Below are 25,703 nucleotides of genomic sequence, written 5' to 3' on the forward strand. Positions count from 1 at the left end.
CGACAGGGACTCGCCAAAACTGCCAACTAACCTGAGTCCTGCGGGTAAGACAAAACCGCGCACCTGCTCGTTGTCAATCGTCGAGTTCTGGCCCATTCCGGCAAGTGGCGAGCGGCGTGGTCGCCGTCGCAGGATCAACCGCACCTGCTCGCCGCCCTGGACCAGGTGACCCGTGAACTCGGCGGCGTGACCCGAGTCTGGAGATTCGACCGAATGGCCACCCTCTGCGACCCCGGAAACGGCCGAGTCACGGCCGCATTCGCCCGGGCGGCCAAACACTACGGGGAGCCGTGGCGTTCGGCCCGACGCGCCTTAGTCATCAGACGGCCCCTCCGGCCCGACACGCTGTGGCCGATGGCCGTTTACACCTCATTATTGCAATCCCGGACCTAGGGAACACGATCCGGGTACGTCCCCCCTGATGATGTTCGCCAAAGGTCGATTCATAGTGATATTGCGATGTATCTATGTTACGGTCGAATGAGTAGTAGATGAAATGCGCCCGACAGGGCCGAACACGAGGAGGAAGTTGATGTTTCCGCATGCGCTAGCGGCGAAGGCGGCCGCTACGGTGTTCACGGGATTGGTGGGCGTGAGTGCCTATGAGCTGTTGCGTAAGGCGGCTGGTGGGGCGCCGGTGCGTCGGGCGACGGTCGCGGCCGCGGAGTTGAGTTTGCGAGGGACGCGTCGCGCAGAAGTGGTAGCGGAGTCGGCTCGGCTGAAGGCGGCTGACGTGGTCGCCGAGGCGCGTGAACGCATCGGCGAAGAGGCTTCCCCACCGGCTGCGGCCGCGGTCCACGACCACGACCACTGATCGCTGTTATGACTGTTGTCGAGGACACCGCCGTAGAAGTCCTCTCCGATGCGGCGGGGCGGATGAGATTGCATGTTCCGTGGGTTCGTTCGGATTCCCGTCGTGCGGTGGCCGTCGAAGACAAGGTGGACAAGCAGACCGGGGTGCGCGCGGTGCACGCCTATCCCCACACCGGATCGGTCGTGGTGTGGTATTCACCCAAGCGTTGCGATCGCTCGGCGATCATGGCGGCCATTGCGGCGGCCAAAGACGTTGCAGCTGAGCTGATTCCCGCGCGTACGCCGCGCTCGGCGGACGTCCGCAACACTGAGGTACTGCGCATCGCGATCGGCGGGGCGGCGCTGGTGTTGTTGGGTGTGCGCCGCTACGGTTTCCGCCGCCCGCCGCTGCTGGGCCCCAAGGGTCAGTTGGTGGCCACCGGCGCGACGGTGTTCATGGGCTATCCGTTCTTCCGCGGGGCGCTACGCTCGCTTCGTTCTGGCCGCGCCGGCACCGACACGCTGGTGACGGTGGCCACGGTGGCCAGCATGGTGTTGCGGGAGAACGTGGTCGCACTGACCGTGCTGTGGCTACTCAATATCGGCGAGTACCTGCAGGACCTGACGCTGCGCCGCACCCGGCGGGCCATCGCCGACCTGTTGCGCGGCACCGCGGACACCGCCTGGATCAGGGCCAATGATGGCAGCGAAGTCCAAGTCCCCATCGATACCTTGCAAATCGGCGACGAGGTCGTCATTCACGATCACGTGGCGATCCCGGTGGACGGCGAGGTGCTCGACGGCGAAGCGGTGGTCGACCAGTCGGCGATCACCGGAGAGACGTTGCCGGTCGGCATGGTCGTCGGCTCCCGTGTACACGCCGGATCGGTGGTGGTACGCGGACGCCTGGTGGTGCGCGCGGCCGCGGTGGGCAGCGAAACCACGATCGGGCGCATCATTTCCCGCGTCGAAGAGGCCCAACACGACCGGGCACCGATTCAAACCGTCGGTGAGAACTTCTCGCGCCGATTTGTCCCGATCTCGTTCATCGTGTCCGCGGCAACTCTGCTGCTGACCGGCGACATCCGGCGCGCGATGACCATGCTGTTGATCGCGTGCCCATGCGCGGTGGGATTGTCGACCCCGACCGCGATCAGCGCCGCGATCGGCAACGGGGCGCGCCGCGGCATCCTGATCAAGGGCGGGTCACACCTCGAACAAGCCGGGCGAGTGAACGCCATCGTGTTCGACAAAACCGGGACGCTGACCGTTGGGCGCCCCGTCGTGACGAATGTTGTTGCCTTCCAGAAGGACTGGCAACCCGAAGAGGTCCTGGCCTACGCGGCCAGCTCAGAGATCCACTCACGTCATCCGCTCGCCGAAGCGGTGATCCGCTCGACCACCGAACGCCACATCACGATCCCGCCGCACGAACAGTGCGAAGTGCTGGTCGGCCTGGGCATGCGCACCTGGGCTGATGGCCGCGTTTTGCTGCTGGGTAGCCCCTCGCTGCTGCGTGCCGAAAAAGTCCGCGTGTCCAAGAAGGCAACCGAGTGGGTCAACAAACTGCGCCGCCAGGCCGAGACCCCGCTGCTGCTTGCCGTGGACGGCACGCTGGTCGGGCTGATTAGCCTGCGCGACGAAATCCGCCCCGAGGCCGCCGACGTGCTGAACAAGTTGCGCAGCAAGGGCATTCGGCGCATCGTGATGCTGACTGGTGATCATCCGGATACCGCCGAGGTGGTGGCCGGCGAACTCGGTATCGACGAGTGGCGCGCCGAGGTGCTACCCGAAGACAAGCTTCAGGCGGTGCGCCAACTTCAAGACGAAGGTTACGTCGTCGCGATGATCGGTGACGGCGTCAATGACGCGCCGGCACTGGCGACCGCCGATATCGGGATCGCCATGGGGCTGGCCGGCACCGACGTCGCCGTGGAAACCGCCGATATCGCACTGGCCAACGACAACCTGCAGCGCCTGCTTGACGTACCCGATCTGGGTGCACGAGCCGTCGCGGTGATCCGGCAGAACTACGGCATGTCCATCGCCGTCAACTCCGTCGGTCTGCTCATGGGCGCCGGAGGGGCCCTATCGCCGGTGCTCGCCGCGATCCTGCACAACGCATCCTCGGTCGCGGTGGTCACCAACAGCTCTCGACTCATCCGCTACCGCCTGATGAACGGTCAAACCGCGACCGCGAACGAACACTCAACGGGGGCGCCTGTCGGCACCACCCGTCAGCAAGCCGCGGTGTCGTCCCCGGTCGCCAATTGATTGCCCATGCTGTCGCGCCTCCCCGCAGCGCCATCCTTAAAGGGCGCGTGTCTGGGCTCACGGGCCTCCCGTTCGAGTGGGCCGCTTAACGCCTGAGGCCGAGGAGCGCCCGGTGAGAAAGGGGAGCACAAGTGAGTGGACCAAAGCCGTCGGCTGAGCAGGTCGGGTCGCACCCGGTTATGCATCTCTCAGAGTTGCTGCACGCGCCGGTCCTGGCCCGGTCGGGCGAGGCTGTGGGCCGGGTGCAGGACGTGATCGTGCGGCTGCGCGGCGCCGACGAGTATCCGTTGGTGAGTGGGATCGTCGCTGTGGTGGGGAGGCGGCGGGTGTTCATCGGCAGCCCCTCCATTTCTCAGTACGCCCCAGACCGCGTGGTATTGGCGACACACAAAATCGATCTGCGCGGTTTCGAACGCCGCGACGGCGAGGTGTTGCTGCGCGCTGATGTGCTAGGACACCGGTTGATCGATGTGGCTGCCGTGGAGTTGGTACGCGCCTATGACGTGGAGCTCGAAGATACCGGCGGCGGGTGGGTGCTTGCCCGTCTGGATACCCGCCGCCCGGCGCGGTTCTTCGGACTAGTCAAAAGTCGGGGTGGGCATGCGGCCCGAGATTGGAAGGCATTCGAACCACTGATCGGCCACGCCCGCTCCGGTGCATCGCGACGTCAGTCAGGCCGGCTCGGCGGGTTCAAACCCGCCGACATCGCTGATCTTCTCGAAGACGCTGACAAAGCCGAGGGTGGGGAGATCCTCGACCGGGTCCGCAGCGACCCGGAATTGGAAGCCGACGTGTTCGAAGAACTCGACCCTGACAAGGCCAGCCGATTGCTCAATGACATGGCCGATGACGAGGTCGCCGCACTATTGGGCCGGATGCGCGCCGACGACGCCGCCGACGCGATCGCAGACCTGCGTCAATCGCGGCGCCGGCGCGTCCTGGAGCTGATGCCGGGCCCGCAGCGCACGAAGGTGATCACCCTGATGGGCTTTAACCCCGACAGTGCCGGCGGCCTGATGAACGTCGACTTCGTCTCCTGCGCCGCAAGCACCACTGCCGGCACGGCGCTGGCACTGATCGCGGGCGCCACGACGATACAGCCCGAGGCATTGGTCAAGATGCATGTCCTTGATGAAGACAACCGCCTGGCTGGTGTCGTGTCGGTGATCGACCTGCTGCAAGCCGAACCCGGTCAAACCGTTGAAGCACTGATGGATTGCGACCCAATTCGAATCGGCGCTGAAGCCGATCTGACCGACGTCGCCCTATTGATGGCCGACTTCAACCTCTACTCCATCCCCGTCGTCGACGGCCAGGACCGCGTGCTCGGGGTTGTCACCGTCGACGACGTGCTAGAAGCCACCATCCCCGAGGATTGGCGTCGCCGCGAACCCGCCCCCCGCCCGGTCCGCGAAATCACCCCACCGCATGACGATCGCGACGCGCCTGCACCAGAGAGTGAGGCGCCGTGACCTCCGGCGAGAAGGCCACCGGCCACGCAGCAGCGACTCACCGATCCGAGTCGCCACCACCGAAGCGCACCGCTGTGCTTGACTCGGCTCACCTCGGTAATATCGAGGGCGCCTTCGGGCGCATTAACGTCGCGGAAACCGACCATCCCCGCACTTTCAAGACGCGGCTGCTGACGCTGCTTGCCATTATCGGTCCCGGAATCATTGTGATGGTCGGCGATAACGATGCCGGCGGGGTGGCCACCTACACCCAAGCTGGCCAAAATTATGGCTACTCCCTGCTGTGGGTGCTACTCCTGCTCATCCCGGTGCTCATCGTCAACCAAGAGATGGTGGTCCGGCTCGGCGCGGTTACCGGCGTCGGACACGCCCGCTTGATCAACGAACGCTTCGGCCGCGGCTGGGGCTGGTTCTCCGTCGGCGACCTGTTCCTGCTCAACTTCCTCACGATCGTCACCGAGTTCATCGGCATCACTTTGGCCGCCACCTACATCGGTATCTCCAAATACATTGTCGTTCCGGTCTCAGCGATCGCGCTCATCGCGATCATGGCCAGCGGCAGCTTTCGCCGGTGGGAGCGGGCCATGTTCGTCTTCATCGCCATCACTTTGGTGCAGATCCCAATCCTGTTGATGGCGCACCCACAGTGGGCCCACGCCGCCAAATCATTTGTGGTGCCGAACATCTCCGGCGGCGTGACCTCGGATGCGGTGCTTTTGATCATTGCCATCGTCGGCACCACCGTGGCGCCTTGGCAGCTGTTTTTTCAGCAGTCCAACGTCGTCGACAAGCGCATTACACCTCGATTTATGGGCTACGAGCGCGCCGATACGGTGTTGGGGGCGTTCATCGTGGTGATCGGCGCCACCGCGCTGGTCATGATCGGCGATTGGGCGGCGCGCTCCACTGGCACAGCAGGTGGTTTCACCGACGCCGGCGCCATCTCGCATCTGCTGGGCCAACACAATTCGACGCTCGGCTGGTTGTTCGCGATCGTGCTGATGGACGCCTCGATCGTCGGCGCCGCCGCAGTGACCCTGGCCACCAGCTACGCCTTTGGCGACGTATTCGGCCTGAAACACTCGCTGCACCGGGGGTTCGCCGATGCCAAACCGTTCTACCTTTCCTACAGCGCAATGGTGGCGTTTGCGGCGGCGATCGTGCTGATTCCTGGCGCCCCCCTTGGGTTGATCACCACCGCCGTGCAGGCCCTCGCTGGCTTGCTGTTGCCCAGCGCCAGCGTGTTCCTCCTGCTGCTGTGCAACGACCGGGAAGTATTGGGCCCCTGGGTGAATCGGCCCTGGCTCAACTGGGTTGCCGGGCTGATCGTCGGCGTCCTGCTGTTGCTGTCGGGAATCCTGATGGCGACTACCTTGTTCCCCGGCCTCGACGTGATCGTTGTCGCCGGCTACCTGGCACTGACCTTGGTCATACTCGCCGCAGCCACGGTACCGGCACTTCGTTGGATGGGTCGCCGCCAGCCCTCACCACCGGCGGCATCGAGCCCGGCGCGGCCTATTGACCGCAATAGCTGGCGAATGCCACCACTGACCTTGTTAGAGCCCGTGACGTGGTCGCCAGGGACCCGTCTAGGCATGATTGCGCTGCGCGGCTACCTCGTCGTCGGCGCCGTCCTGCTCATCGTCAAGGCTGTCCAGCTCAGCGGCCGATGAATTTGGGCCAATCCGAAAGGTCACCAAATGAGCACGCCACGCAACGGGCGATTCGCCGCCGAAGCCAAATACCTACCGCACTACAACGACATCCAACAGATCACCGGAACGCCATCCTCGCCACCATTGCGGCCGCTCTGGCAGTGCCGTTCATGATCATCGAATGTCGATGATGTTGCGCGCGCACCAGCCGAAATCATGTCGGTGGTCCGCAACGCTCCCGCGTTAAAAGACCTTTGACACCCTGAGGGAAAACCAGTGGCCCAAACGAATATGTCTCGTGGGAAACGGTCGACGACCAGCATAATACTGCTCTTTGCTGCGGCGCTGCAAGGACAAGGACCGTGTGTGGGGCTACGACATCGTTGTTTGGCTTGCCACGGGTTGAGCGTGCGAGCGGCGCGCCGGCGAGGTCTGGGTGGTGCAACGTGTTCACGGCTGACGAAACGGCGGCGGCCTGCCCGGGTGTGGGGTGGTGCCCTCCTCGGTCAAAGAACGGGTGTTGACGTCGCCGAATGGCATCCCCTACGGGGTGGGATTGCATCCGAACCGCTGCTCCGCGTAACTCTCTGTCGTACTTCTTCGGTTTTTCTACATCGCTACCCCTTATAGCTGATGCCTCTGCGACCTCGGGGGAATCTCGGCTTTCTGGCTGTCGTCTCTGATCGCTCGCCCGTCGCCTGAACTAGTGACTGTCTGGCGTTGCCGCAGCGCAGCGATCGCGTGCCGTTCAGCGGATTGCGCGGCGCGGGCGAGTGCGTCGCTTTCCTCGGCCGGATCTGGCCGCAGGAAACTGCCCGTGCCGGGGGCGCCGCTGGCGCCGAGCTTGTTCATCCGCTTGGGTACTGCCGCGCCCTGATATTCCAATGGAATTGGGTGACCGTCTTCGTCGACGTCTCCTAGCGGTTGATGTATTTCTATGTAGGCGCCGTGCGGAAGGCGATTAATGATGCCGGTCTCGACGCCGTGCTGAAGCACCGCGCGGTCGCTGCGCTGGAGTCCGACGCACCACCGGTAGGTGATGTAGTAAATGATCGGCGGCAGCACCACCATCCCGATGCGACCGATCCAGGTCGTAGCGTTCAGCGAGACTTCAAACTTGTAGGCCAAGATGTCGTTCATTCCGCTGAAGGTCAGCACCAGGTAGAAGGCGATCGCCATCGCCCCTATGGCGGTGCGCACCGGCGCGTCGCGCGGCCGCTGCAGCAGGTTATGGTGGGCGTTGTCGCCGGTGATCTTGTTCTCGATGAGCGGATAACTCGTCAACAGGACGAATACCACTCCCATGAGCAGCGCCACCCAGAACGCCGCGGGCACGGTGTGGCCCCACACGTACAGTTCCCACGCCGGCCAAAGGCGAGCCAGCCCCTCGGTCCACATCAAATAGAAATCGGGTTGGGAACCGGCCGACACCTGCGACGGCTTGTAGGGACCGAGATTCCAGATCGGGTTGATCTGCAACAGCCCACCCATCAGACCCAAGATGGCTACCGTCATCGCGAAAAACGCGCCGGACTTGACCGCGAACACCGGCATGACCCGCACACCCACCACGTTGTTCTCGGTGCGGCCGGGACCGGGAAACTGGGTGTGTTTCTGAAACCACACCAACGCCACATGCACGCCGATGAGTGCCGCGAAGATCGCCGGGAGAATCAGGACATGGATGGCGTACATGCGCGAAACGATGATGTCGCCGGGAAAGTCGCCACCGAATAGCGCCCAGTGCAGCCATGTGCCGATTACCGGGACGCTCATCGTGATCGATGACAACGCGATGCGCAGCCCGGTGCCCGACAGCAGATCATCGGGTAGCGAATAGCCGAAGTAGCCCTCGAACATGGCCAGAATCAGCAGCAGCGCGCCGATCACCCAGTTCGCTTCCCGGGGCCGCCGAAACGCCCCGGTGAAAAAGACTCGGGCCAGATGCACCATGATCCCCGCGGCGAACATCAACGCCGCCCAATGGTGGACCTGCCGGACGAACAACCCGCTGCGCACTTCGAAACTGATACCCAGCGTCGACTGGTAGGCCTTCGACATCGCCACGCCGCGCAGCGGTTGATAGACCCCGTTGTAGGTGACCTCAGTCATCGACGGGTCAAAGAACAGGGTCAGATACACCCCCGTGATCACCAGCACGATGAAGCTGTACAGGGCCACCTCGCCTAGCAGAAACGACCAATGCGTGGGAAACACCTTATTGAGCTGACGCCGTAGCGCCGCCGAGGGGTGATACCGCGAATCAAGCGCGCCGCCCTGATCAACGAGCACGTCATCGAATTTTTGGCTCATCGGCAACGCAGATGCCGCGAAAGTGAGCAGTGGACGCATCGCTTCACGGCGAAAGTGTTTACCATTTCTGGGGCCGTTAAACGCGTAGCGCGATCCCCCAATGGCTGCCCCGGGCGGCGAACCCGCAGCAGTGGGCCGCAGGCACAATAGTCGAGGCTCGTTCGCGGCACACCCCCCATGCTTTGAGGCGCGTGCATACTGCTTACCTACGGCCAAGCACCACGGCAAGCAGGGTCGACTGTTCGGGTCGACTGTTCGCGTCATCAGTATCGCGGCTCCGCGCCACCGCGTCGTGGATATCTGGCCCGCGGATGTCACGCGGTTAAGTGCTCACCTGCAGTAGAATCGCTGTCAGTAGCAGCGCTAAACTCCGTGACGGCTTTCAAATTTCGTGTCATGAGGGGAACCCAGCAATTGCCCACGCGCAGTAGCCCGTTCTTCACTTTGCGACTGCGGCTGGGCGCCAGCGATACCACCTGGCTCGCGCCCATCGACCCGGAAGCGTTCCGGGCGTGAATGGTAACTGTTACGATCGGGCACCGTGGCCCGCTACGAATCTCCGAATAACGGTGGCGATGACCAGATTAGCTATACAAATCTCGGCCAGAGTCGAAACCAGCCGCGTCTCACCCCTTGGTATCGCAGGCGCGTGGTGTTGTTAGGAGCGGTCCTCGCGATCCTCATCGCCCTGATCACCTGGGGCATCGTCGCTCTGTTCACAGGCGGCCAGGGCGGCAGCCCCTCCATAACGACAACTACGGCAACTACCGCGCCGACCACCAGCACGTCGGGCGGCTTTCGGCTGCCGTCGCTGCCGTCGGAAATCACCCTCCCATCACTGCCGTCGAAAATCACGCTGCCATCGGAGATCACGCTGCCGTCGCTGCCTTAGCCTGAATCCACCGGGGGCTGGTGTTAGCTGACGCCGACTGGTCTGATCATGATTTCGACGGACGGCGTGCTGTATCCGCTGGTCTGCCCGGCTTCCTTGTTGCTCCGCTCCGGCCTTCTCGGCGATCGTCAGGCGGTCAGCCGTGGTGGGCGCTGTCCGATCATGTTGCACCACAACGTCAGCCATGCGTCAGCCCAGGGCCAATGGCTGAGCAGATGCAGAAGAGGTCGGCGTTGAGGTCGGGTCAGGCGGGCCGAAACGTCGACGACCTTGTGGCGCAGTGTGGCGTCCCGCGCGACGGAGTTGCGGTTGATCCCAGCTTGCGGCAACGCGCGGCAGGTTGTGGGCGAAGGCAGCGGGATCGGATCCTGTTGGCGCCGAACGCTCCAAGGGCGTCCGCGCCAGTGGTCCGTTGATCAGGTCGGCGAACACACGCGCAACTTCGGGCGTAAGATCAGCCGCCGACCTCCAATCATTGGACCTCCTGGGACGCGTTGTGTAGGAACGTGCCCATAGGCTTACGGGTCCAAATGCCCGGGTGCCCGACTCGCACTGCTGTGTGGTACCAGCATGTTCCATGCACCCGGCTGGAACCGTGCCGAACGCGTTGTTGAGCCGACGAGAAGCGAGCACACTGCCGTTCTCTGGTGGTCGTTCAGACTGCGCGGTGTAAACGTTTCGCGTCGCGCGAGCCTGGTTCACGACAGATGCAAGGTGTCGTCAGCGGCTTCCGGCGGCCCACGTTGGTGTCGAGGCTTCGCTTCGGACACCCGTTTGCTCGCTGCGGTCAGAAGCCGGCGGGTTGTTCGACGTGGCCGGCAGGCTCGACCTCGATTGTGGAATGGGTTACCCCGTAGCGTTCGGCAAGGAGTTGGCGGCTTGAGTCCAGCACAGCGTGCCAGTTGGCGCCATCGGTTATCACCACGTGTGCGGTTGCGGCCTCCATGCCGCTGGTGACCGTCCAGATGTGCAGGTCGTGGACCTCACGGACACCCGGAATTGCGGTCAGGTCACGGGCGGCGCCGTTGACGTCGACTCCGGGGGGTGCGACCTCCATGATGATGCGCAGCGCTTGACGCATGAGTTGCCAGGTGCGCGGAAGGATGAACAGGCCGATAGCCGCGGCGACAATGGCGTCGATATAGCGGAATCCGGTGATTGCTATCACGATGGCTCCGACGATGACGCCGATCGAACCGAGCATGTCGGAGAGCACCTCCAGGTAGGCCCCCTTGACATTCAGGCTCTCCTTGGCGCCTGCGGTGAGCAGCCGAAAGGAAATGATGTTGACCGCCAGCCCGACCGTGGCCACGATCAACATCGGCACACCCAGTACCTCTGGCGGCGCGAGGAAGCGCCGCACCGCCTCATAGAGGACGTAAAAGGCGACGCCAAATAGCAACAGCCCATTGATTACTGCGGCCAGCACCTCCAACCGGTATGTGCCATAGGTGCGCTGGTCTGCGGCCGGCCGCTTTGCCATATAGATCGCGGACAAGGCGAGCCCGAGTCCGAGCACATCGGTACCCATATGGGCAGCGTCACTGATCAGCGCCAGGGACCCGGTGACGATACCGCCGATGACCTCCACGATGGCATAGGTGGCGGTCAACGCGAATGCGATCATCAACGGTTTCTGATGGCGTTCACCGGCGCTGCCGATGCGCAGCCCGTGCCCGTCACCATCGGGCCGGCTGGGAGTGGGCTCCATAGTGTTATCGCGCTTGCTGGATGAGCTCATCTGGATGTCTCCCGCGTTTAGCTAAATGACCACTACATATTTCACGCTAGCGAGCTGAGGGTCGTCGCCGTCGCCATCTCGGCAAAGTTCACCCGCCATACTGCCAGCAGCGGGCGCAGAAAGCAGGTGGGGCCAAGGCGGGGTGAGTGCCAGCCCGGTGCGCTTCGCGCCACACGGCAAGCGAATCCAGGAAATAGCCGACCGGACAGCCGCTTGATACCAGTAAAGAAAATTCTCACACCGCAGGTCAGAGGCGGTCCGGCCCGGTTGGTACGAGCGGGGTGGCGTCGCCCTGAGCTAGGATCAGCTTCCCGGGATCATGCTGGCAGTGGGGCGGGGCTGCGGAGTCGCCGGCCGTTCAGTAATGCCAGGGCGCACGCGGAGGTCGTTGCTGATGGGCGCTGCTGTGGTGGCGGACGGAGGGCGAAGCGTAGCGACCGGCGCGGACGGGAGCGTCAGCGGACGGGAGCACAGGGAGCGAAGCGAAGCCCGCAGGTGGCCACTGGATGCGTGCTGGTTACACGCTGTGTTCGGTGTGCAGGTGTGGGATGGGGACTGCGAGATGACGGTGGGCCTCGTAGGCTGGCTGGTGTGAGCGGGGTGCTGGCAGAGCGTGCACGGTGGGAGGCCGAGACGCGGCTTGCTCGGCAGCCTCGGCGGTTGGCGCATGTGCGGGGTGTGGTCGCGGCAGCGGGGCAGCTTGGCCGACATTTCGACGCCGAGACTGCTGATTGTCTGGTGGCGGCTGCCTGGCTACACGATATCGGCTATGCGCCGTCGGTGCGCCAAACCGGTTTCCATCCCCTCGATGGCGCGATGTTTGCCCGATCGGCAGGCTTTGGGGAGCTGGTTGCGTCGTTGGTGGCGTTTCATAGCGGAGCGCGCGGGGAGGCATGCGAACGGGGCGTGTCGGGCTTATCGGCATTCAGCGAGCCTCCCCGAGAGGTGTTGGACGCGTTGACGTTTTGTGATTTGACGACTGGACCTGATGGTTCTGCGGTGTCGGTCGAGGATCGGCTCAGCGATGTCTTGGCACGCTATGGGCCCGATGATCCGGTGCATCGGGCTGTTGATGCCGCGCGGGAGGAGTTGCTGGCAGCGGTGGGCCGGGTGCGCGGCTGGCTGTGAGACCAGCTCAGCCCAGATAGGGGCGGTCGCGGTGTTGCAGGTAGTGGTCGATGCGCAGTCGCATCGAGGGGTGCATATCCAGCGCGGCGATGTCGTCGGGGTGGCTCCAGGTGATGTCGGTGCTTTCGTGGTCGATGGCCAGGGTGCCGCCGAGCACGGTGGTGGTGAAGCACAGCGAGAATTGTTGGCGGACTTCCCCGTCGGAGAATGCTACGACGTGATGGGGGTTGGTGTAGACGCCAACCAGCCCTGTGACTCCGACGTCGAGGCCGGTTTCTTCTTTGACTTCGCGCGCGGCGGTGTCGGCGATGGTTTCGCCGATGTCGTGTCCGCCGCCGGGCAGTGCCCATAGGGTGTTATCGCGGCGTTTGACCAGAAGGATGCGGCCTTGTTCGTCGGTGACGATGGCTGAGGCGGACGGGACCACGCTGTTGGGTTGGGGGGCGTTAGGGTCATTGTAGTAGTCGGTCCGCATTCCAAAATCAACCTTTCCTGGTCAGGGCGGTGGCGTTGTCCCAGACACGGTCAAACGCCTGTTCGAGGGTGGTCCAGAGGCGTGGTTCATGGTGGCGGGACAGCACGAGCAGAGGGTTGTTGCGTCCCGGGGAGCCGTAGATGTGGAAGTTGACGATCATGGTGTCATCGACGCGGAAGATTGACGTGTACAGCGTGCTGTCGTGGGTGCGGATGTGTAGTCCCGGTGTGCCCGTATATGGGGTGAGGAGTTCGACGGAGGTGCGACAGCGGGCGATGACGGCTTCTCCGATGCCTTCTTCGGCGCCGCGGATGGTCATGGCGGCGCTGTCGGGGTCTCCGGTGAGAAAACGGACCTGCACGCCGCGCTTGGCGGCGTCGAGCAGGATATCGAGGAATCCGTCGAGCGTGTCGAACAGGAACGTAGCCGCAATCACCAGAATGTCGATGCCGGTGCTCGCATGAGCGAAATGCTGCTTCCATGCGGTGATCGGTAACTGGGTGCGGCTGGCGTAGAGCGTCGCGGTGAATGGCGCACTGGTGATCGTAGAGAGTGTGCTGATCGTGGAGGGCGGGAATTGGTTGGGCCACAGGTCGTGTGGAGTGCAGTCGAGTGCGTCGGCGGCGCGGCGGGCATTGTCCCCCCGGACGTTGAGATCGGTGTTGGACAGCCAGCGTCGAACGGTCTTGAGGTCCACCTCGATCGCGCGGGCGAACTGAGCCGGCGATAGCCCCTTGGCGTGGAGTCGTTGTTTGAGCCGCTCGTTGGGCATCATCGCGAAAACCGGGCAATCATCGGCACTTTCCATGGCCCCTCGCACAGACCTCCCGTGTCGATGCCGCCGCGTGTGGCGGCCTCGGGTTCCAGTGTGCCATGACGGCGGCGACTGGCCCGGTGTCGGGCAATGCCGGCGGTTATGTCCCTGCCTGTGTCTGTAATGCCCGTGGCCGTGTCGGCAACGTAGGCAAAGGTCCCTGGTGATGCCTGCTGTGTCCGCGTGAACTGAAATCTGCGCCTGATCGGGCGTGTACAGATCACGAAAGGAACAGCAGGACAATGCGTTTGAGAATTGATACATCCGGGACGCGGTTCATTGTCACCAGGGCGGCCGAGCCGCGGCTGAATTTCGACACCGGCAGCCCCAAAGTCGACACCGCGACCGGCGTACCGCTCTACGCTGCGCAGCTGCTGGCGTTGGATGACACCGGCGGCGAAGTACTCAATGTGACCGTAGCCGGTGACCCGAAAATCGGTGTGACACAGCAGGTATCGGTGTCAGGACTGGTGGCCATCCCCTGGGCTCAAGGTGACCGCAACGGCGTGGCCTTCCGCGCCGACGCCATTACCCCCACGACCGGCGCCGCTATATCCAGCGAACAGGCGCGCCCGCAGAAATAACCCGATTGTTGGGGCGCGGCGTGGGCGCCTGTCGCGCCCCAACACGGGACTGTTATCGCCGAAACTCGCGGAAGGCACTTGTCATGGCATCAAACAACAAGCACACCAACAGCTCTGGGTCGACTCAAGGCGACTGGTTCGAAGATCTGATTCTGTCTCTGGCCAAGGCCATGGGGTACCTGCTGTGGTGGTCGATTCTCTTCCCCGCCATTAGTATCCCCATCATCGCCAGTCTGGCGGTCGCCATCACCCACGGCCCACAGCCGGGCCTGATCACCGCCGTCGCGTTCGGTGCCGCGTATGTGGGATGGGCATGGCTTGACCCGCGGTCATTTCATGCCTGGGTGACCGAACCGGTGCGGCACCGCTGGCTGACCTGGTCGCGCTACACCCGCACCTGGGAATCGGTGTGCATCTTGCACGGACTGACTGCCCGCCTAGGTGAATGCACCCTCGTGCCAACCCTGCAGTCGGTACACATCGGCAAGACCACCGACGTTCTGACGCTGCGGATGGTCACCGGGCAATCCCTGATTGATTGGCACAAACAAGCCGACGCACTGGCCGCCGCCTGGCGCGCCGACCGGATCACTATCCGTTCGACCGCACCTGGAGAGCTCCGCATCACCCTCATGCGCGGCGACGTGCTGGCTGACCACGTCGACCTGCCCATAGCCACTTCGACAACCTCAGTGGATTTACGGGCGGTGCCGGTCGGGATCACCGAAACTCGCCACTGGTGGTACCTGCCCCTGTTGGGCCATCACGTGCTGACAGCTGGGGCCACCGGGGCCGGCAAAGGCAGCGTGTTGTGGTCACTGATCGCCGGGATTGCCCCCACCGTGAAAACCGGGCTCGTGCGGCTATGCGTGATCGACCCTAAAGGGGGCATGGAACTGGGCGCCGGGGCACCGCTGTTCACGGTGTTCACCCACGACGCCACCGACACCACCCTGCGCCTGTTGCGCCAACTGGTGGAGGTGATGCACGCCAGAGCAAACCGGCTGCGCGGCAAGACCCGTCTACACACCCCCACACCATCCGAACCGCTATTCGTCGTGGTCATTGATGAGATTGCCGCGCTCACCGCCTACGTCACCGACCGCAAAATCCGCGCCGAAATCGAACAACTTCTCGGTCTGCTGCTCTCCCAGGGCCGGGCCGTGGGGATTAGTGTGGTGGCCGCGGTGCAAGATCCGGCCAAAGAGACACTGCCCGTGCGGCAACTCTTCACTGTGCGCATCGGGTTGCGGCTGACCGAAGCCACCCAAACCACCATGGTCCTCGGCCAGGGCGCACGCGACGCCGGCGCTGAATGTGACCGTATCTCCGATGCGACGCCGGGTGTGGGCTATGTGCTTATCGACGGCAGCGCCCAACCGCAACGGGTGCGAGCCTTCCATGTCACCGACCACGACATCACCACCCTCGCTGCGCGGTTCAGCGCACCAGTTCGCCGGTACGGCGGTGACACGCCACGCAATGCCAGCAGTCCCGACTTGGGTGGGGATCGTCCGTGACGATGGCCATCACACCAAAGGGTGCCATGGTGTTGCCCGGCGTTCCTGATTCGATCGACACCGCTGCTGTGGTGGATCAGATGGTGCGCCGCGCCTCCTCATTCGGATATGAAACATGGTGGCAACGAGCAGAATCCGTCGGCTTCTGCGCCCACCCCATTCAACTGGTCAGCACCGATGAATACGGTCGGGATCGAGTGGTATGGACACGGTGCAACAACCGACGCGCCCACATCTGCCCCTCATGCTCAGACCTCTACGCCCGCGACACCTGGCAACTCGTACACGCCGGCGCCGCAGGCGGCCACCACGACATGCCCGCCGCGGTGGCGCACCGCCCGCAAGTATTTGTCACCCTCACCGCCCCCAGCTACGGGGCTGTCCACACCACCACGAAGTCAAGGGACAAGGACCAGCAGGTATGCCGCGGCCACCGTCGGATTGGTGGATACCGCCGCTGCCCGCACGGAAAGCCCTTATGGTGCAGCACCACCCACGACCATGATGATCCACACGTCGGCCAGCCACTCTGCCGAGAGTGCTACGACTATGCCGGGCACGTGCTGTTCACCTGGCACCTTCCCGAACTATGGCGCCGCTTCACCATCGCCCTGCGACGCGCGCTACGCAAAGAACTGAAAGCCGCCACATGCGACCTGGATACGGTGCGGGTCAGCTTCATCAAAATCGTCGAACTGCAGGCCCGCGCCATCCCGCACATCCACGCTCTGATTCGCCTTGACCCCCACGACGATCCCGATCAGACCGAGTGGGAATCACCGATTAGCGCAACAGACCTCGCCAGCATCATTCAGTACGCCGCCCGCGCCGTGACGCTCACCATCCAGGACCCAACCGCCGACAGCGCCGTGCGGACGATCATTTTCGGCACACAGCTCGACACCCAGCCCATCAGCGCATCCTGTGAGCCGGTGACGAGTGCCCCAACAGAACAGAATCCACCTACCGGCCGATCGCTATCCGGCAGACAGGTGGCGCGCTATCTCGCCAAATACGTCACTAAATCAGTGGCCGACCTGGGGATCAACGCACGCCGTCTCTCAACCGAGGCGATCCCGGACTTGGATGTGTCTGAGCATGTGCGCGCCATCCTGACCACTATCAGCGAGCTCGCCGACCAAGGGCTAAGCGGCATCAGACGCTGGTTGCACACCCTCGGGTTCCGCGGCCACATCACCAGCAAATCCCGCCGTTACTCCACCACGATGACCTCCCTACGTGAACGCCGCGCTACCTGGACTCGCGAACAACACTCGAAAAGCACTGCACGCCAATTTGGTTCAGGATCGAGTGACGATTCCGCTAGCCCCGTTGATAATGAGGATCTGGTGGGGTGGGAGTTTGACCGCGCCGGCCATGCCAGCCTCGGTGAGCGGACCTTGATCATCAGTGCCTCACTACGGCGCATTCAACAGCGTCATACCGCGCGCGAGGCACAACAACCGCAGCGCAGCGGCTTTCCTGTCGAGGTGCCCGATGGCTAGCTTCCCGGCGCACGCCGCGAGCCAGCGGAGTGAGAAACCCTATAGCCGTGAAGAATTCACCGCCTGGCTGATCAAATCCTGTGAGCGCCAACAACTCGCAGTCACCATCGCCAACCCCGCCATCCTTGCCGACATCGCCACTTTGCTGCGCTGAGCTCACAGCCGACACATCCGGGTGCTGGCCACGAAAGAGTATCAACGTTCGAGTTGTTCCTTGCCTGGCCATATCAGCGCAATCCGTTGGCTGACAGTTGATGTCAAGGCCGTGCCGCCGGCGGTCAACCAGGGGTTGAGCCTTGACGCCAAGCGTCAGCCAACACACACTCGACTGCGACCAGGCAACAGGACAGCCGTGATTCAGCGACCGGTTCACTACGCGATGCGCACTGGCCAGTTATCCGGGTCGCCCGGGACAGTGTGCGATGAGCTACCACCCCGATACCCGACCCGACGCCCCAGTTTTGCCACCGCGACGGGCGCTCGTGGTGCACGAGCGCCACATGCCAAGGTCGCTGGATACGACACCGAAGCCAAGACCCGAGATGGTCTACCTGATGGACTAGAAAGACCCGGCCTGATGGACTAGAAAGACCCGGCGCGTAGACGAAGCAGCGCAGCCATCGTCGGGGAACCCAATTATACCCGCCTTCCGCAGTACCAGTCAAACAACTGTGTGCCCCCATCCGCAAATATAGTTGTTTGACTTTCCCTCGGTGTTAGAGTAAAGAAATGCGTCCTACGTCGGTGCCTGCACGCCTGGTCGAAGCCGGAGTGCCGGTGGTCACAGGCGATGCCCGCAGCATCACCTACCGCGATGGCAACCACGCGGTCACCGCCGAACTCGTCCTGGCCGACCGAGTGTCGTCACCAGCATCCGTGCTGGGCCGCGATCGCCGCCCCGGCCACCGGATCTTCCTCATCTGCGAAACCATATCCGAGGAGGCACGTTCAGCTCTGCTGGCCGACACTAACGTGGACCTCAGCGTCGCCAGCACCGGCGAACTGGTGCTCTCCGGGACGACCTATCGTGCCCCCGTGGGGGCGCGCCCACACCGAGGCGCAGGCGAACGTAGCTGGCGGCGGCGCGCGGCCGAGCGGGTCTGCGTGCTCACCCGCGAGCACCTGCGCCAAAGCGACCTCGCCGCGGCCATCGCCGTCAGCCAGCAGGCGGTATCGAAGATGGTCGAGAAGGAGCCGCTGCCAGATACCCCCATGGCGCCCGACGCTCGTCGGGAGTCGCTCGTCGAGCTGGCGTCAGTGCCAGCCGATGACGGAGTCGTTGAGACCTACTGGTACGGGATGGACCCCGTCACCGACCAGGTCCGCAGCGCGATCCGGCTCGGCGCAGAGCTGACCGTGCCGGTGATCGCCGGCGGTGAGGTCGCCGCCGACGTGCTGGCGCCGTGGCGGGTGCCGAGACACGGCCTGGTCTACGCCCAGGAGCTGATCGACCTCACCGACTTCGGTCTGGTGCAAGCCACCGCTGAGGAAGCAACCTTGACCGTACGTGTTCCTGCCGACTCGACGGTGTGGGCGACCGCCGCGTGGTGGAACCAGCTCACCGATGTGCAGCATTCCGACATCATCACCGCAGACCCGGTGGTTGTCCTGCAGGATATGAACGCCGGTGCTGATGCTGGTGACGGCGCCCTGCAACGACTCGACGACTGGATCGCGGGCCGGTGACCGGCGCGGTATCGGTCATCGTCGCGTGCACCGCCGTGGCCGATGACAACGGGATGCGCGCGCTGCACGACGTGTTCACCGTAGCCGCTGACCTGGATTACCGCGTCATCGGCGGCCACATGGTGCGGCTGCTACGTCATGTCTATGACGTGCCGGGAATCCCGCGGGTGACCTCCGATGCCGATACCGGAATTGACGAGCAGGTAGCTGTCGCCGGCGACTTGCACGACCAGCTCACTGCGCTGGGCTACACGGACACCAGCGGAAACCGATACGAGCTCGGTGGGCAGGCGGTCGATCTCCTGGTACCCACCGAGGCCAAGGCGGGCAAGCGATACCTCGGGGAACGGGCCTTTGACGGGGCGCCCGGATTGCGCCTGGCGCTGGCGTCACCGCCGATCCAGGTCGCGGTCACAGCGCGGCTCACCGACGGCACCTATCTGGAATTCGAAGTCCCGCTTCCCGACGTTGAGGCCGCGTTCGTGATGAAGATGCTGGCATGGACAGTGCGGCACTCCGACCGCGACGTGAAGGACATCGAGACGATGCTGGAGATCGTTGCGTCGCAACCGAAGTACCGCGCTTCGCCGTGGCGGATGCATGATCCCGCTGTCACCAAGTTCGGTGAGCGCAAAGACGCAGCTCGGGCAGCGGGACGGATGATCGTCAGCCCGCCCCGGCTAGTTCCGGCCCGGGTGCGGGTTCTGCTTCGCCAGCACGTCGCGTTCGCGCCACGCTGACATTAGGACCCCTCTATCAACATAATTTGCTGCCACCTTCGAGCATCTTTCGTCTTTATTTTGACGTGCGGTCGCTCTGCGGTGACTTGAGACGGCTGTGCCGTCAAATAAGGAAGGGCGACCAGCATGGCTGACACAACATTTGACGAACCGCAGCCTCCAGCCGCTGGCCTTGCACTAAGCCAACTCGATATTCCTCGTGACTAGCTGATCAGCAAAGGCCAGGCCGGCTTCAGCGGGCTCGATCACGTGACGGCGTATTAACGGAGCACGGAAGGTTGTCGGTGTGCACGTGCACGATGCCGAGCATGAGGTTGGTACCGATCAGCGGCTACACCGACTGCAACGGCCGCAGGGTGCCGCCGTACGTGCAGCGGCGCCGAGCGGCGGCCCCACGCTTGGGCCAGCAGGACGCCCTGCGAGCTGCCCAGGTCATCGACGGTCGGCGCAGCGGGTGGGGTGCGGGGGGGTCCGTGGTCAAGGGTGCGACCAAGCTGGCAGCTACTGCGGCGGGCGTGCTGGTGGCCGGATGGGCGCTGTGGCAGGCGGCTGGGCAGGTGCGCGAGTTCACCGGTGACCGTTTGGAGAACCCGGCCCCACTGGCGGGATCCTCATGGTTTGCCACGGCCGGTGTGGTGTGCGAGGCCACCGGCCGGTTCGAGGCCGTCGGTGCGCTGCCAACTCGCAGACGGTCTGCGCCGTCAAGCCGTGAGCGCTAACCCGTTGTGCGAGAGCAAGTGGTACGGCGCCATCGTGGCGCTACGCGCGGGCGAGGGGCCCACAGTCGGTGTGCGCCGACGGGCCACTCGGTGCGCCCTTGTCGATGGAGGTGCTCGATGCCGGCCAAACCGCCACGTACGGATCGCTGGGTGCCGCCATGCTCACCTGTCGCTCCCTGCGCAACGGCGGGGTGTACTGCTATGACCAAGGCAGCGGACGAGGGTTCGAGTTCGGCCCGACCGGTTACCGATTCGACGATGCATTCCTGGGCCAGGTCGCGCATAGAGATGGTGTGCGGCAACATAATTGATGATTGGTGGGCTGTCCTTTGCGGGCACAACGCTGGGACTTCCGTCGCAAAAGAAACGAGGTCGAGGTGGACATTGGGACACACAATGGTGACGGCGTGCCGCCCGACAGCGGGCGGGTGATTCGAGAAGAATTGATCAAATATATGGCGGACACACTGCGCGACCTGCCCGACCAACAGCGGGTGTTCCTGCACCTACCCCGCGCGCGTGTGGGCACGGAATGGTCACAATGGATGGACCACGCCCAACCGACAACGCACGGTAACAACCTGGGCTTCACCGTGGGATATGTGTTCTACCCCGGCGGAGAATGGGACGCCTCAACGGTATGTGAGCGGCTGCAACAACTGTGGCGGATGTGGGGATGGACCGCCACCCTGGGACTACCCCCGGTCGGAGACGGCTACACGCTCGTCGGCCGCTCCTATGACGGCTACGAGTTCACCCTGTACGCCGCACCGCAACGACGCGGCTCCAGCCTGGAAATCGTGTCGCCACACTTCGATCCCGGCACAGGCAATACGAGGGTCACCATGCCGTTCGCGGTCACCCCCTTCGGGGAACTGTCGCTACCCCAAATATGGGCAACCCACCCAGAACTCGTCAAATGGTGAGCACCCACGCCAGCCGAACTGGGATCTCTCCGTTGAACTCGATGGTATGCAAGCGGATTAAAGTTCATACCGAATCGCTGCCCGTCTCCCGGCCGAGCGAAGTAGCGGTAACTCCACCTGACGGTGGATGGAGCCGCTGGCGCGTCACCGACACGATGCAACATTCGCAGTAAAATTTCTACAAGCAATGTAGTATGTACAGCATGCAGCTAGAGCGGCACGAGGTCGATGCTTTCGCCCAGATCCTATTAGCGGCATACGTCGGTGCGGCCGCCGATGCGCGGACCTTCACCGCGGAATGGGGTTCACCGCCCACCCGGATGGATAAGTCGCATCGATTCCGCTCAATCGCCCAGGCGCAGATTGCTCAGTCGGATCAATTCGCGCTGCACCAGGAATACATGGAATCGGGACGCGTGCAAGTCACCGACATGAGCACGCGAGATTCCTACCTGATCCGCAGCAAGGCCGCGATCGACATTGAGGAAGCCCTTTCCGGGGCCGAACAACTTGTCTTGTTCGAACCACCGCGCCAGAATCGTAGCGGACACCCCAAGCTGCTCGCCTACACCTTCGAACGGGGCGGCATGCGACTGTGGGCCTGTGCAACCAAGCGGATGGTCAATCGGCAGCGACTGGTACCCGCAGGAGAATTGGACCACGTTGGATTCTGGCCCTTCGCGGCCGATTCGCCGCCAGACGGTGGCGGCGACTTGAAATTTGACCAAGGCGAGAACGATCCGTTCGATGACCTCGGCGAGGATTTGGACTTCGGGGAGGCAGACGGCCTGTGAACAGGCTGCGAGCATTCCGCGACATCGAAGGGCTCAACCAGGGCGACCTCGCAGAGATTCTCGGCCTGTCGGTACCAATGGTGTCAGCGATCGAAAGCGGTCGCCGAAGCTTCGGAGGCGATCTCGCGGCCCTGGGTTACCGCAATGATCGACTGAGCTTGCCTGACATGTCCGAACCCATTCATCGGGCCCGAGCGTCGACATCGGTTGCGGCAAAGAAGCGGGCCAAGGAGCTTCTCCGGTTGGCCGGCGAAGTCTTCGGCGAGTTGCTTAACGTCACGCCGAAGGCCCCCGATATTCTCCTGCACCGACATGGGCCAGGGGCCGGCCCCGATGAAATCGAGGAACTGGCCGGCGACATCCGTGCTGTGCTGGGCCAGGAGGAATCGGGGCCCATCCGCAATCTGACCGCGCTCGTCGAACGCGCGGGGATCTGTCTTGTGCCGATTCCTAGCCTTCCCGGGCTAGACGGCTTGTCCGCGTGGGTGAATGGTGTACCGGTCATCGGTCTCAATCCCGCAGTTCCGGGCGATAGGTTCCGGTTCAGTTTGGGACACGAATGCGGCCACTTGATATTTCACGATCGTCGTCACGATTCCGTGGAAAGCGAAGCGAATCAGTTTGCAGGTGCACTGCTGTTTCCGCGTGCAGATTTCGACGCCGCGATGATCGATAAGCCCAAGTTGGCCGACTTCATTCAGTTGAAGAGTTCATGGGGCATGTCAGTGGCCGCGATCATCTACCGCGCACACGAACTCGACTACATCGACGATGCTCGCTACCGTGCCCTACAAATCCAGATGTCGAAGTGGCGCCGAACCGAGCCCGGCGAATTCAAACCTGCGACAGGAACACTATTTCAGCGCCTCGTTGAGGTCCACGGAGGCACGCAGGACGTTGCGAAACGCCTCGGAATCAATCCCAAACACCTTGCTGCAGTCGTGAACTGGAGCCACCTTCGGCTAGCGTAAACACGATGGCGACAGCCCGATAGTCAATCCCCGGCAAATCAAGGCCGGCGTTCAATGAAGCTATGGGGCACTTCAGTTTTTCACTCCGGTCACCGGAAGATCCATTTCAGGAGAACCAGTAGACCTCATACCGGTGTCATGCAGCGCGCCAAGACTCAAGAAGACTGCCCGCGCAAGGTCCAGAAACGGGATGCGCTTGTGGCCAGGGAAAGGGTTGTATTAGGCCAGATTCCGTGCGCTGACCGATTCGTCTACTGTCCGCTCCAATGGGGCAGGCGGGCTGTCCGAGTTCGAACAGTGGTTCGACCGACCGGAGCTAGGCCTTGACCGCTCAGCAGACCCAGGCACACGGTGGCGGTGCGCCGGGGAACGAAAGCACACCCACCATCGGGTGCGTCACCGAGGTGGACACCCCGACAGCCGCGGCGGCGCTCAGGCTGTAGCGCCAAGGATAGCTGAGGCCGCTCACCAGCATTCGTGTCGCGACTGCTCAACGAAATGCGTTTGGCGGACATGTCGGAGGCAACCGCTAGCATCCGCAGCCAAAGCCGAAGCGGCACGGGCGATCACTCCCAGCATGCTTGACGCAAAGGAAAGGTGACATCGGTGGCGAGGAAGAAGATCGGCATCCAGGACGCCAGTATCGCGGAAATTGAGGACCTGGAACGGTGGCAAATACTTGCTGGAATTGGGCCCGGCAGTGCGCTGGGCGAAGACCTCGCTGAGGCAAAGGAGTCGGGCGTCTTAAGTCACGCACTACGAGGGGGGATTAAGCACGCGCGATCAATCAACCAGTACGCCAACATGTTCGACAGCCTCTGCGCGCGAACTCTGGTCCTGTCGGCGCGAAGCGGTGCAAAAACAGTGGGGCTGTTGCTTCTCGGGCCGCCCCCAGCGCTGCTGCAACGAGGACCGCAATTCAATGGCCAGAATGCCGCGTTCTTATTTCACGTCGCAAAACTAGGTGTCCTAGCGGTCGATCCAACCGTGCACGGCACGGGCATCGGATCGCGGCTAGTCAGGGTAGGGACCGACATTGCGCGCCAGTCGGGATATCTCGTCCTTTACGGTGAGTTCCATGCTGACCGGCCCGCCCTGCCAACGTTTTACGAACGGTGCGGGTTCGAAGTACTCGAAACGGACCAGGCGCTCAACCTCACCGAAGTAATGGGCTTCCCCACCCTGATAAAGCCAACCGGCAGCGACCGACTCTTCGTCACCGGATTGACCTAGATGCGCCAATGCGGATGGACGCGGTTGATGTCGAGGCTGCGTGCGCCGGGAGTACCCGGGGCGATCACGGCGTGACCGAGCACGGACTTGATGACCGCTTGTTGGCGGTCGATGTCCAAGCTGTCCCATTGCTCGCGGAGCAGGTGTCCGGTGCCCGCGAGTTCGTTGACGTCTGCGGTGTCGGTGGCCGCGGCGATCGCTTTACGCGTTTGGGCGATGCGGGCGGTGATGGGGTCACGGGCGGCGATCCACTCCCGCGCGGTCACGGCACCGTCCGCATACAGCGCGGCCAGCTCATCCAAACGGGCGGTGTCGGCGTCGAGCTGAACCGACAACTCTGCGACATTGGCATCCACGCTGGATTTCCCCACTAGTGCATCGGCCAGTGCCGGAGAGTCCAACCGGGTCAGCACCGCGTCCGTGAGAAGGTCCTCGACGGGTTGAGCCACGACCGTCAAGCGGCCGCAGCCGCCCTGATCCGGGCCGCTCAGACACACATAGCGGCGCACCCGGTTCTCGGGATTGACATGGCGGGCTTGGGAATACAACCGGTTGCCGCACCGGCCGCAGCGCAGCAATCCCGACAGCAGGTAGGTGCGCGGGGCGCGGGTCTTGGTCAGCGCCCGCGCGGTCATGCGGGCTAACACCTGATCGCGCTGCATGGGGCTGATGATCGCTGGCCACGCGGCCTCACCGATCACCTGGCCGTGATGCTCGCGCAGTCCCGCCACGCGACCCGAGCATAGGATTTGGCGCACCGCCGAGGTCCGCCACGATTTCGATGCCGCAGGCGCGATCCCGGAATCGTTGAGCCACATGGTCAATGAGCGGATCGAGGCCCCCGCCAGATACCGGTCCACCATCTCACGCACCACGGCAGCCTCCTCGCTGCGCACGGTGATCTTGTCGGGTTCGTACCCGAACGGGCGCACCGAGCCGTGCGGGCGTCCTTGTTCGGCGTTCTGCAACATCTTGCGGCGGATGCGTGCGGATTTGCGTCCGGACTCTTTGGCGGCGAACGCGGCGAAAATCCGGGCCATGAACAACCCGTCATCATTGCCCAGATCGATATCGGCGGTCACGGTGGCCACGTCGCGCACTCCTACCGATTCACACAACGCGACGAACTCTTCCAGCTCCACCGGGCGGCGATGCAACCGATCCAAGTTGTAGACGAGCACCGCATCGCGCGCACCCGACTCCAGATCGGCCAGCATCCGTGCGTACTCGCGGCGCGGTTTACCAGAGAAGGCCGACACATCATTATCGACGTACTCATCACCGACTGGCCAGCCGCGATCGGCGGCCAGCTTGCGGCAATCCTCCAACTGGCGCGCCACCCCTAACCCGGCGCCCTCAACGTCAGCAGAGATACGTGCGTAGACCGCGGCCGACTGAACACCAACTCGCTGAGCAGTGGCTTTCCGGCGTGACATGAGGGTAGTTTAACATTATCTCAGCTTCGACGC

The 25,703-nt window shown here is 63.4% G+C and carries 24 protein-coding genes and 1 pseudogene; 20 read left to right on the plus strand and 5 right to left on the minus strand.

The window, feature by feature from the left end:
• Window positions 1-51: 51 nt before the first annotated feature.
• From JF781_RS24060 to JF781_RS28500, 6 genes and pseudogenes are all read left to right on the plus strand, one after another.
• Window positions 52-318, plus strand: a pseudogene (locus JF781_RS24060) (IS21 family transposase); the annotation flags it as partial.
• 214 nt (window positions 319-532) lie between these two features.
• Window positions 533-814, plus strand: coding sequence for a DUF1490 family protein (locus JF781_RS24065; protein ID WP_008257367.1), 282 nt, complete (start codon window positions 533-535; stop codon window positions 812-814).
• A gap of 8 nt (window positions 815-822) precedes the next feature.
• Entirely contained in the window at window positions 823-3,066 is a 2,244-nt protein-coding gene (gene ctpC, locus JF781_RS24070) for a manganese-exporting P-type ATPase CtpC (protein WP_014942896.1), read from the plus strand.
• A gap of 179 nt (window positions 3,067-3,245) precedes the next feature.
• A complete protein-coding gene (locus JF781_RS24075) occupies window positions 3,246-4,538 on the plus strand; it encodes a magnesium transporter MgtE N-terminal domain-containing protein (protein WP_008260758.1) in 1,293 nt (430 codons plus the stop codon).
• 74 nt (window positions 4,539-4,612) lie between these two features.
• Window positions 4,613-6,211 (plus strand): Nramp family divalent metal transporter, encoded by a 1,599-nt coding sequence (locus JF781_RS24080; RefSeq protein ID WP_008257385.1) that lies wholly within the window; start codon window positions 4,613-4,615, stop codon window positions 6,209-6,211.
• 27 nt (window positions 6,212-6,238) lie between these two features.
• Complete coding sequence (locus JF781_RS28500; protein WP_255642287.1) at window positions 6,239-6,367, plus strand: hypothetical protein; 129 nt, start codon at window positions 6,239-6,241, stop codon at window positions 6,365-6,367.
• Window positions 6,368-6,817: 450 nt separating this feature from the next.
• Here JF781_RS28500 and JF781_RS24085 read toward each other — a convergent pair whose 3' ends face one another.
• Window positions 6,818-8,506 carry a cytochrome bc complex cytochrome b subunit gene (locus JF781_RS24085; protein ID WP_036429510.1) on the minus strand — a complete coding sequence of 563 codons (1,689 nt, stop codon included), beginning with the start codon at window positions 8,504-8,506 and terminating at the stop codon, window positions 6,818-6,820.
• A 541-nt stretch (window positions 8,507-9,047) separates the two neighbouring features.
• Between JF781_RS24085 and JF781_RS24090 the strand changes: the two genes are divergently transcribed.
• On the plus strand, window positions 9,048-9,398 hold the full coding sequence (locus JF781_RS24090) for a hypothetical protein (RefSeq protein WP_225325533.1): 351 nt from the start codon (window positions 9,048-9,050) through the stop codon (window positions 9,396-9,398).
• A gap of 787 nt (window positions 9,399-10,185) precedes the next feature.
• Here JF781_RS24090 and JF781_RS24100 read toward each other — a convergent pair.
• Complete coding sequence (locus JF781_RS24100) at window positions 10,186-11,109, minus strand: cation diffusion facilitator family transporter (protein WP_008260765.1); 924 nt, start codon at window positions 11,107-11,109, stop codon at window positions 10,186-10,188.
• Window positions 11,110-11,730: 621 nt separating this feature from the next.
• Between JF781_RS24100 and JF781_RS24105 the strand changes: the two genes are divergently transcribed.
• Window positions 11,731-12,267: an HD domain-containing protein gene (locus tag JF781_RS24105; RefSeq protein ID WP_036429517.1), complete on the plus strand. Its 537-nt coding sequence runs from the start codon at window positions 11,731-11,733 to the stop codon at window positions 12,265-12,267.
• Between the two features lie 7 nt (window positions 12,268-12,274).
• Here the strand turns inward: JF781_RS24105 and JF781_RS24110 are convergent, their stop codons facing one another.
• Together JF781_RS24110 and JF781_RS24115 are read right to left on the minus strand one after the other, a co-directional pair.
• Complete coding sequence (locus JF781_RS24110; RefSeq protein ID WP_008260777.1) at window positions 12,275-12,742, minus strand: NUDIX hydrolase; 468 nt, start codon at window positions 12,740-12,742, stop codon at window positions 12,275-12,277.
• A 7-nt stretch (window positions 12,743-12,749) separates the two neighbouring features.
• Window positions 12,750-13,550 (minus strand): helix-turn-helix domain-containing protein, encoded by an 801-nt coding sequence (locus JF781_RS24115; protein ID WP_008260779.1) that lies wholly within the window; start codon window positions 13,548-13,550, stop codon window positions 12,750-12,752.
• Window positions 13,551-13,798: 248 nt separating this feature from the next.
• Here JF781_RS24115 and JF781_RS24120 point away from each other — a divergent pair, with 248 nt between their 5' ends.
• From JF781_RS24120 to JF781_RS24175, 12 genes are all read left to right on the plus strand, one after another.
• On the plus strand, window positions 13,799-14,140 hold the full coding sequence (locus JF781_RS24120; RefSeq protein ID WP_008260780.1) for a hypothetical protein: 342 nt from the start codon (window positions 13,799-13,801) through the stop codon (window positions 14,138-14,140).
• An 83-nt stretch (window positions 14,141-14,223) separates the two neighbouring features.
• The gene (locus tag JF781_RS24125) at window positions 14,224-15,660 is read left to right on the plus strand and encodes an FtsK/SpoIIIE domain-containing protein (protein WP_014942901.1); all 1,437 of its coding nucleotides are present in this window, start codon (window positions 14,224-14,226) and stop codon (window positions 15,658-15,660) included.
• 2 nt (window positions 15,661-15,662) lie between these two features.
• Window positions 15,663-17,165, plus strand: a complete 1,503-nt coding sequence (locus JF781_RS24130; RefSeq protein ID WP_310917267.1) for a replication initiator — start codon at window positions 15,663-15,665, stop codon at window positions 17,163-17,165.
• Window positions 17,158-17,319 (plus strand): hypothetical protein, encoded by a 162-nt coding sequence (locus JF781_RS24135; protein ID WP_008260783.1) that lies wholly within the window; start codon window positions 17,158-17,160, stop codon window positions 17,317-17,319. The genes JF781_RS24130 and JF781_RS24135 overlap by 8 nt, the downstream gene beginning before the upstream one ends.
• Window positions 17,320-17,942: 623 nt before the next feature.
• Window positions 17,943-18,851: a hypothetical protein gene (locus JF781_RS24140; RefSeq protein ID WP_170320627.1), complete on the plus strand. Its 909-nt coding sequence runs from the start codon at window positions 17,943-17,945 to the stop codon at window positions 18,849-18,851.
• Entirely contained in the window at window positions 18,848-19,591 is a 744-nt protein-coding gene (locus JF781_RS24145; protein ID WP_008260785.1) for a hypothetical protein, read from the plus strand. Before JF781_RS24140 ends, JF781_RS24145 begins: the two co-directional genes overlap by 4 nt.
• Window positions 19,592-19,899: 308 nt before the next feature.
• Window positions 19,900-20,310: a hypothetical protein gene (locus JF781_RS24150; RefSeq protein ID WP_041321066.1), complete on the plus strand. Its 411-nt coding sequence runs from the start codon at window positions 19,900-19,902 to the stop codon at window positions 20,308-20,310.
• A 104-nt stretch (window positions 20,311-20,414) separates the two neighbouring features.
• The gene (locus JF781_RS24155; protein WP_008260788.1) at window positions 20,415-20,621 is read left to right on the plus strand and encodes a hypothetical protein; all 207 of its coding nucleotides are present in this window, start codon (window positions 20,415-20,417) and stop codon (window positions 20,619-20,621) included.
• Between the two features lie 66 nt (window positions 20,622-20,687).
• On the plus strand, window positions 20,688-21,236 hold the full coding sequence (locus JF781_RS24160) for a hypothetical protein (protein WP_008260789.1): 549 nt from the start codon (window positions 20,688-20,690) through the stop codon (window positions 21,234-21,236).
• Window positions 21,237-21,439: 203 nt separating this feature from the next.
• Window positions 21,440-22,030: a hypothetical protein gene (locus JF781_RS24165; RefSeq protein ID WP_225325531.1), complete on the plus strand. Its 591-nt coding sequence runs from the start codon at window positions 21,440-21,442 to the stop codon at window positions 22,028-22,030.
• On the plus strand, window positions 22,027-23,001 hold the full coding sequence (locus tag JF781_RS24170; RefSeq protein WP_008260794.1) for an ImmA/IrrE family metallo-endopeptidase: 975 nt from the start codon (window positions 22,027-22,029) through the stop codon (window positions 22,999-23,001). Before JF781_RS24165 ends, JF781_RS24170 begins: the two co-directional genes overlap by 4 nt.
• A 606-nt stretch (window positions 23,002-23,607) precedes the next feature.
• Window positions 23,608-24,234 carry a GNAT family N-acetyltransferase gene (locus JF781_RS24175; RefSeq protein WP_008260795.1) on the plus strand — a complete coding sequence of 209 codons (627 nt, stop codon included), beginning with the start codon at window positions 23,608-23,610 and terminating at the stop codon, window positions 24,232-24,234.
• Here JF781_RS24175 and JF781_RS24180 read toward each other — a convergent pair.
• A complete protein-coding gene (locus tag JF781_RS24180) occupies window positions 24,231-25,670 on the minus strand; it encodes a recombinase family protein (RefSeq protein ID WP_072501373.1) in 1,440 nt (479 codons plus the stop codon). The genes JF781_RS24175 and JF781_RS24180 overlap by 4 nt on opposite strands.
• Between the last annotated feature and the right edge of the window lie 33 nt (window positions 25,671-25,703).

Origin of the sequence: Mycobacterium sp. WUMAC-067 (genome assembly GCF_020217485.1) — a bacterium.
Taxonomy (GTDB): domain Bacteria; phylum Actinomycetota; class Actinomycetes; order Mycobacteriales; family Mycobacteriaceae; genus Mycobacterium.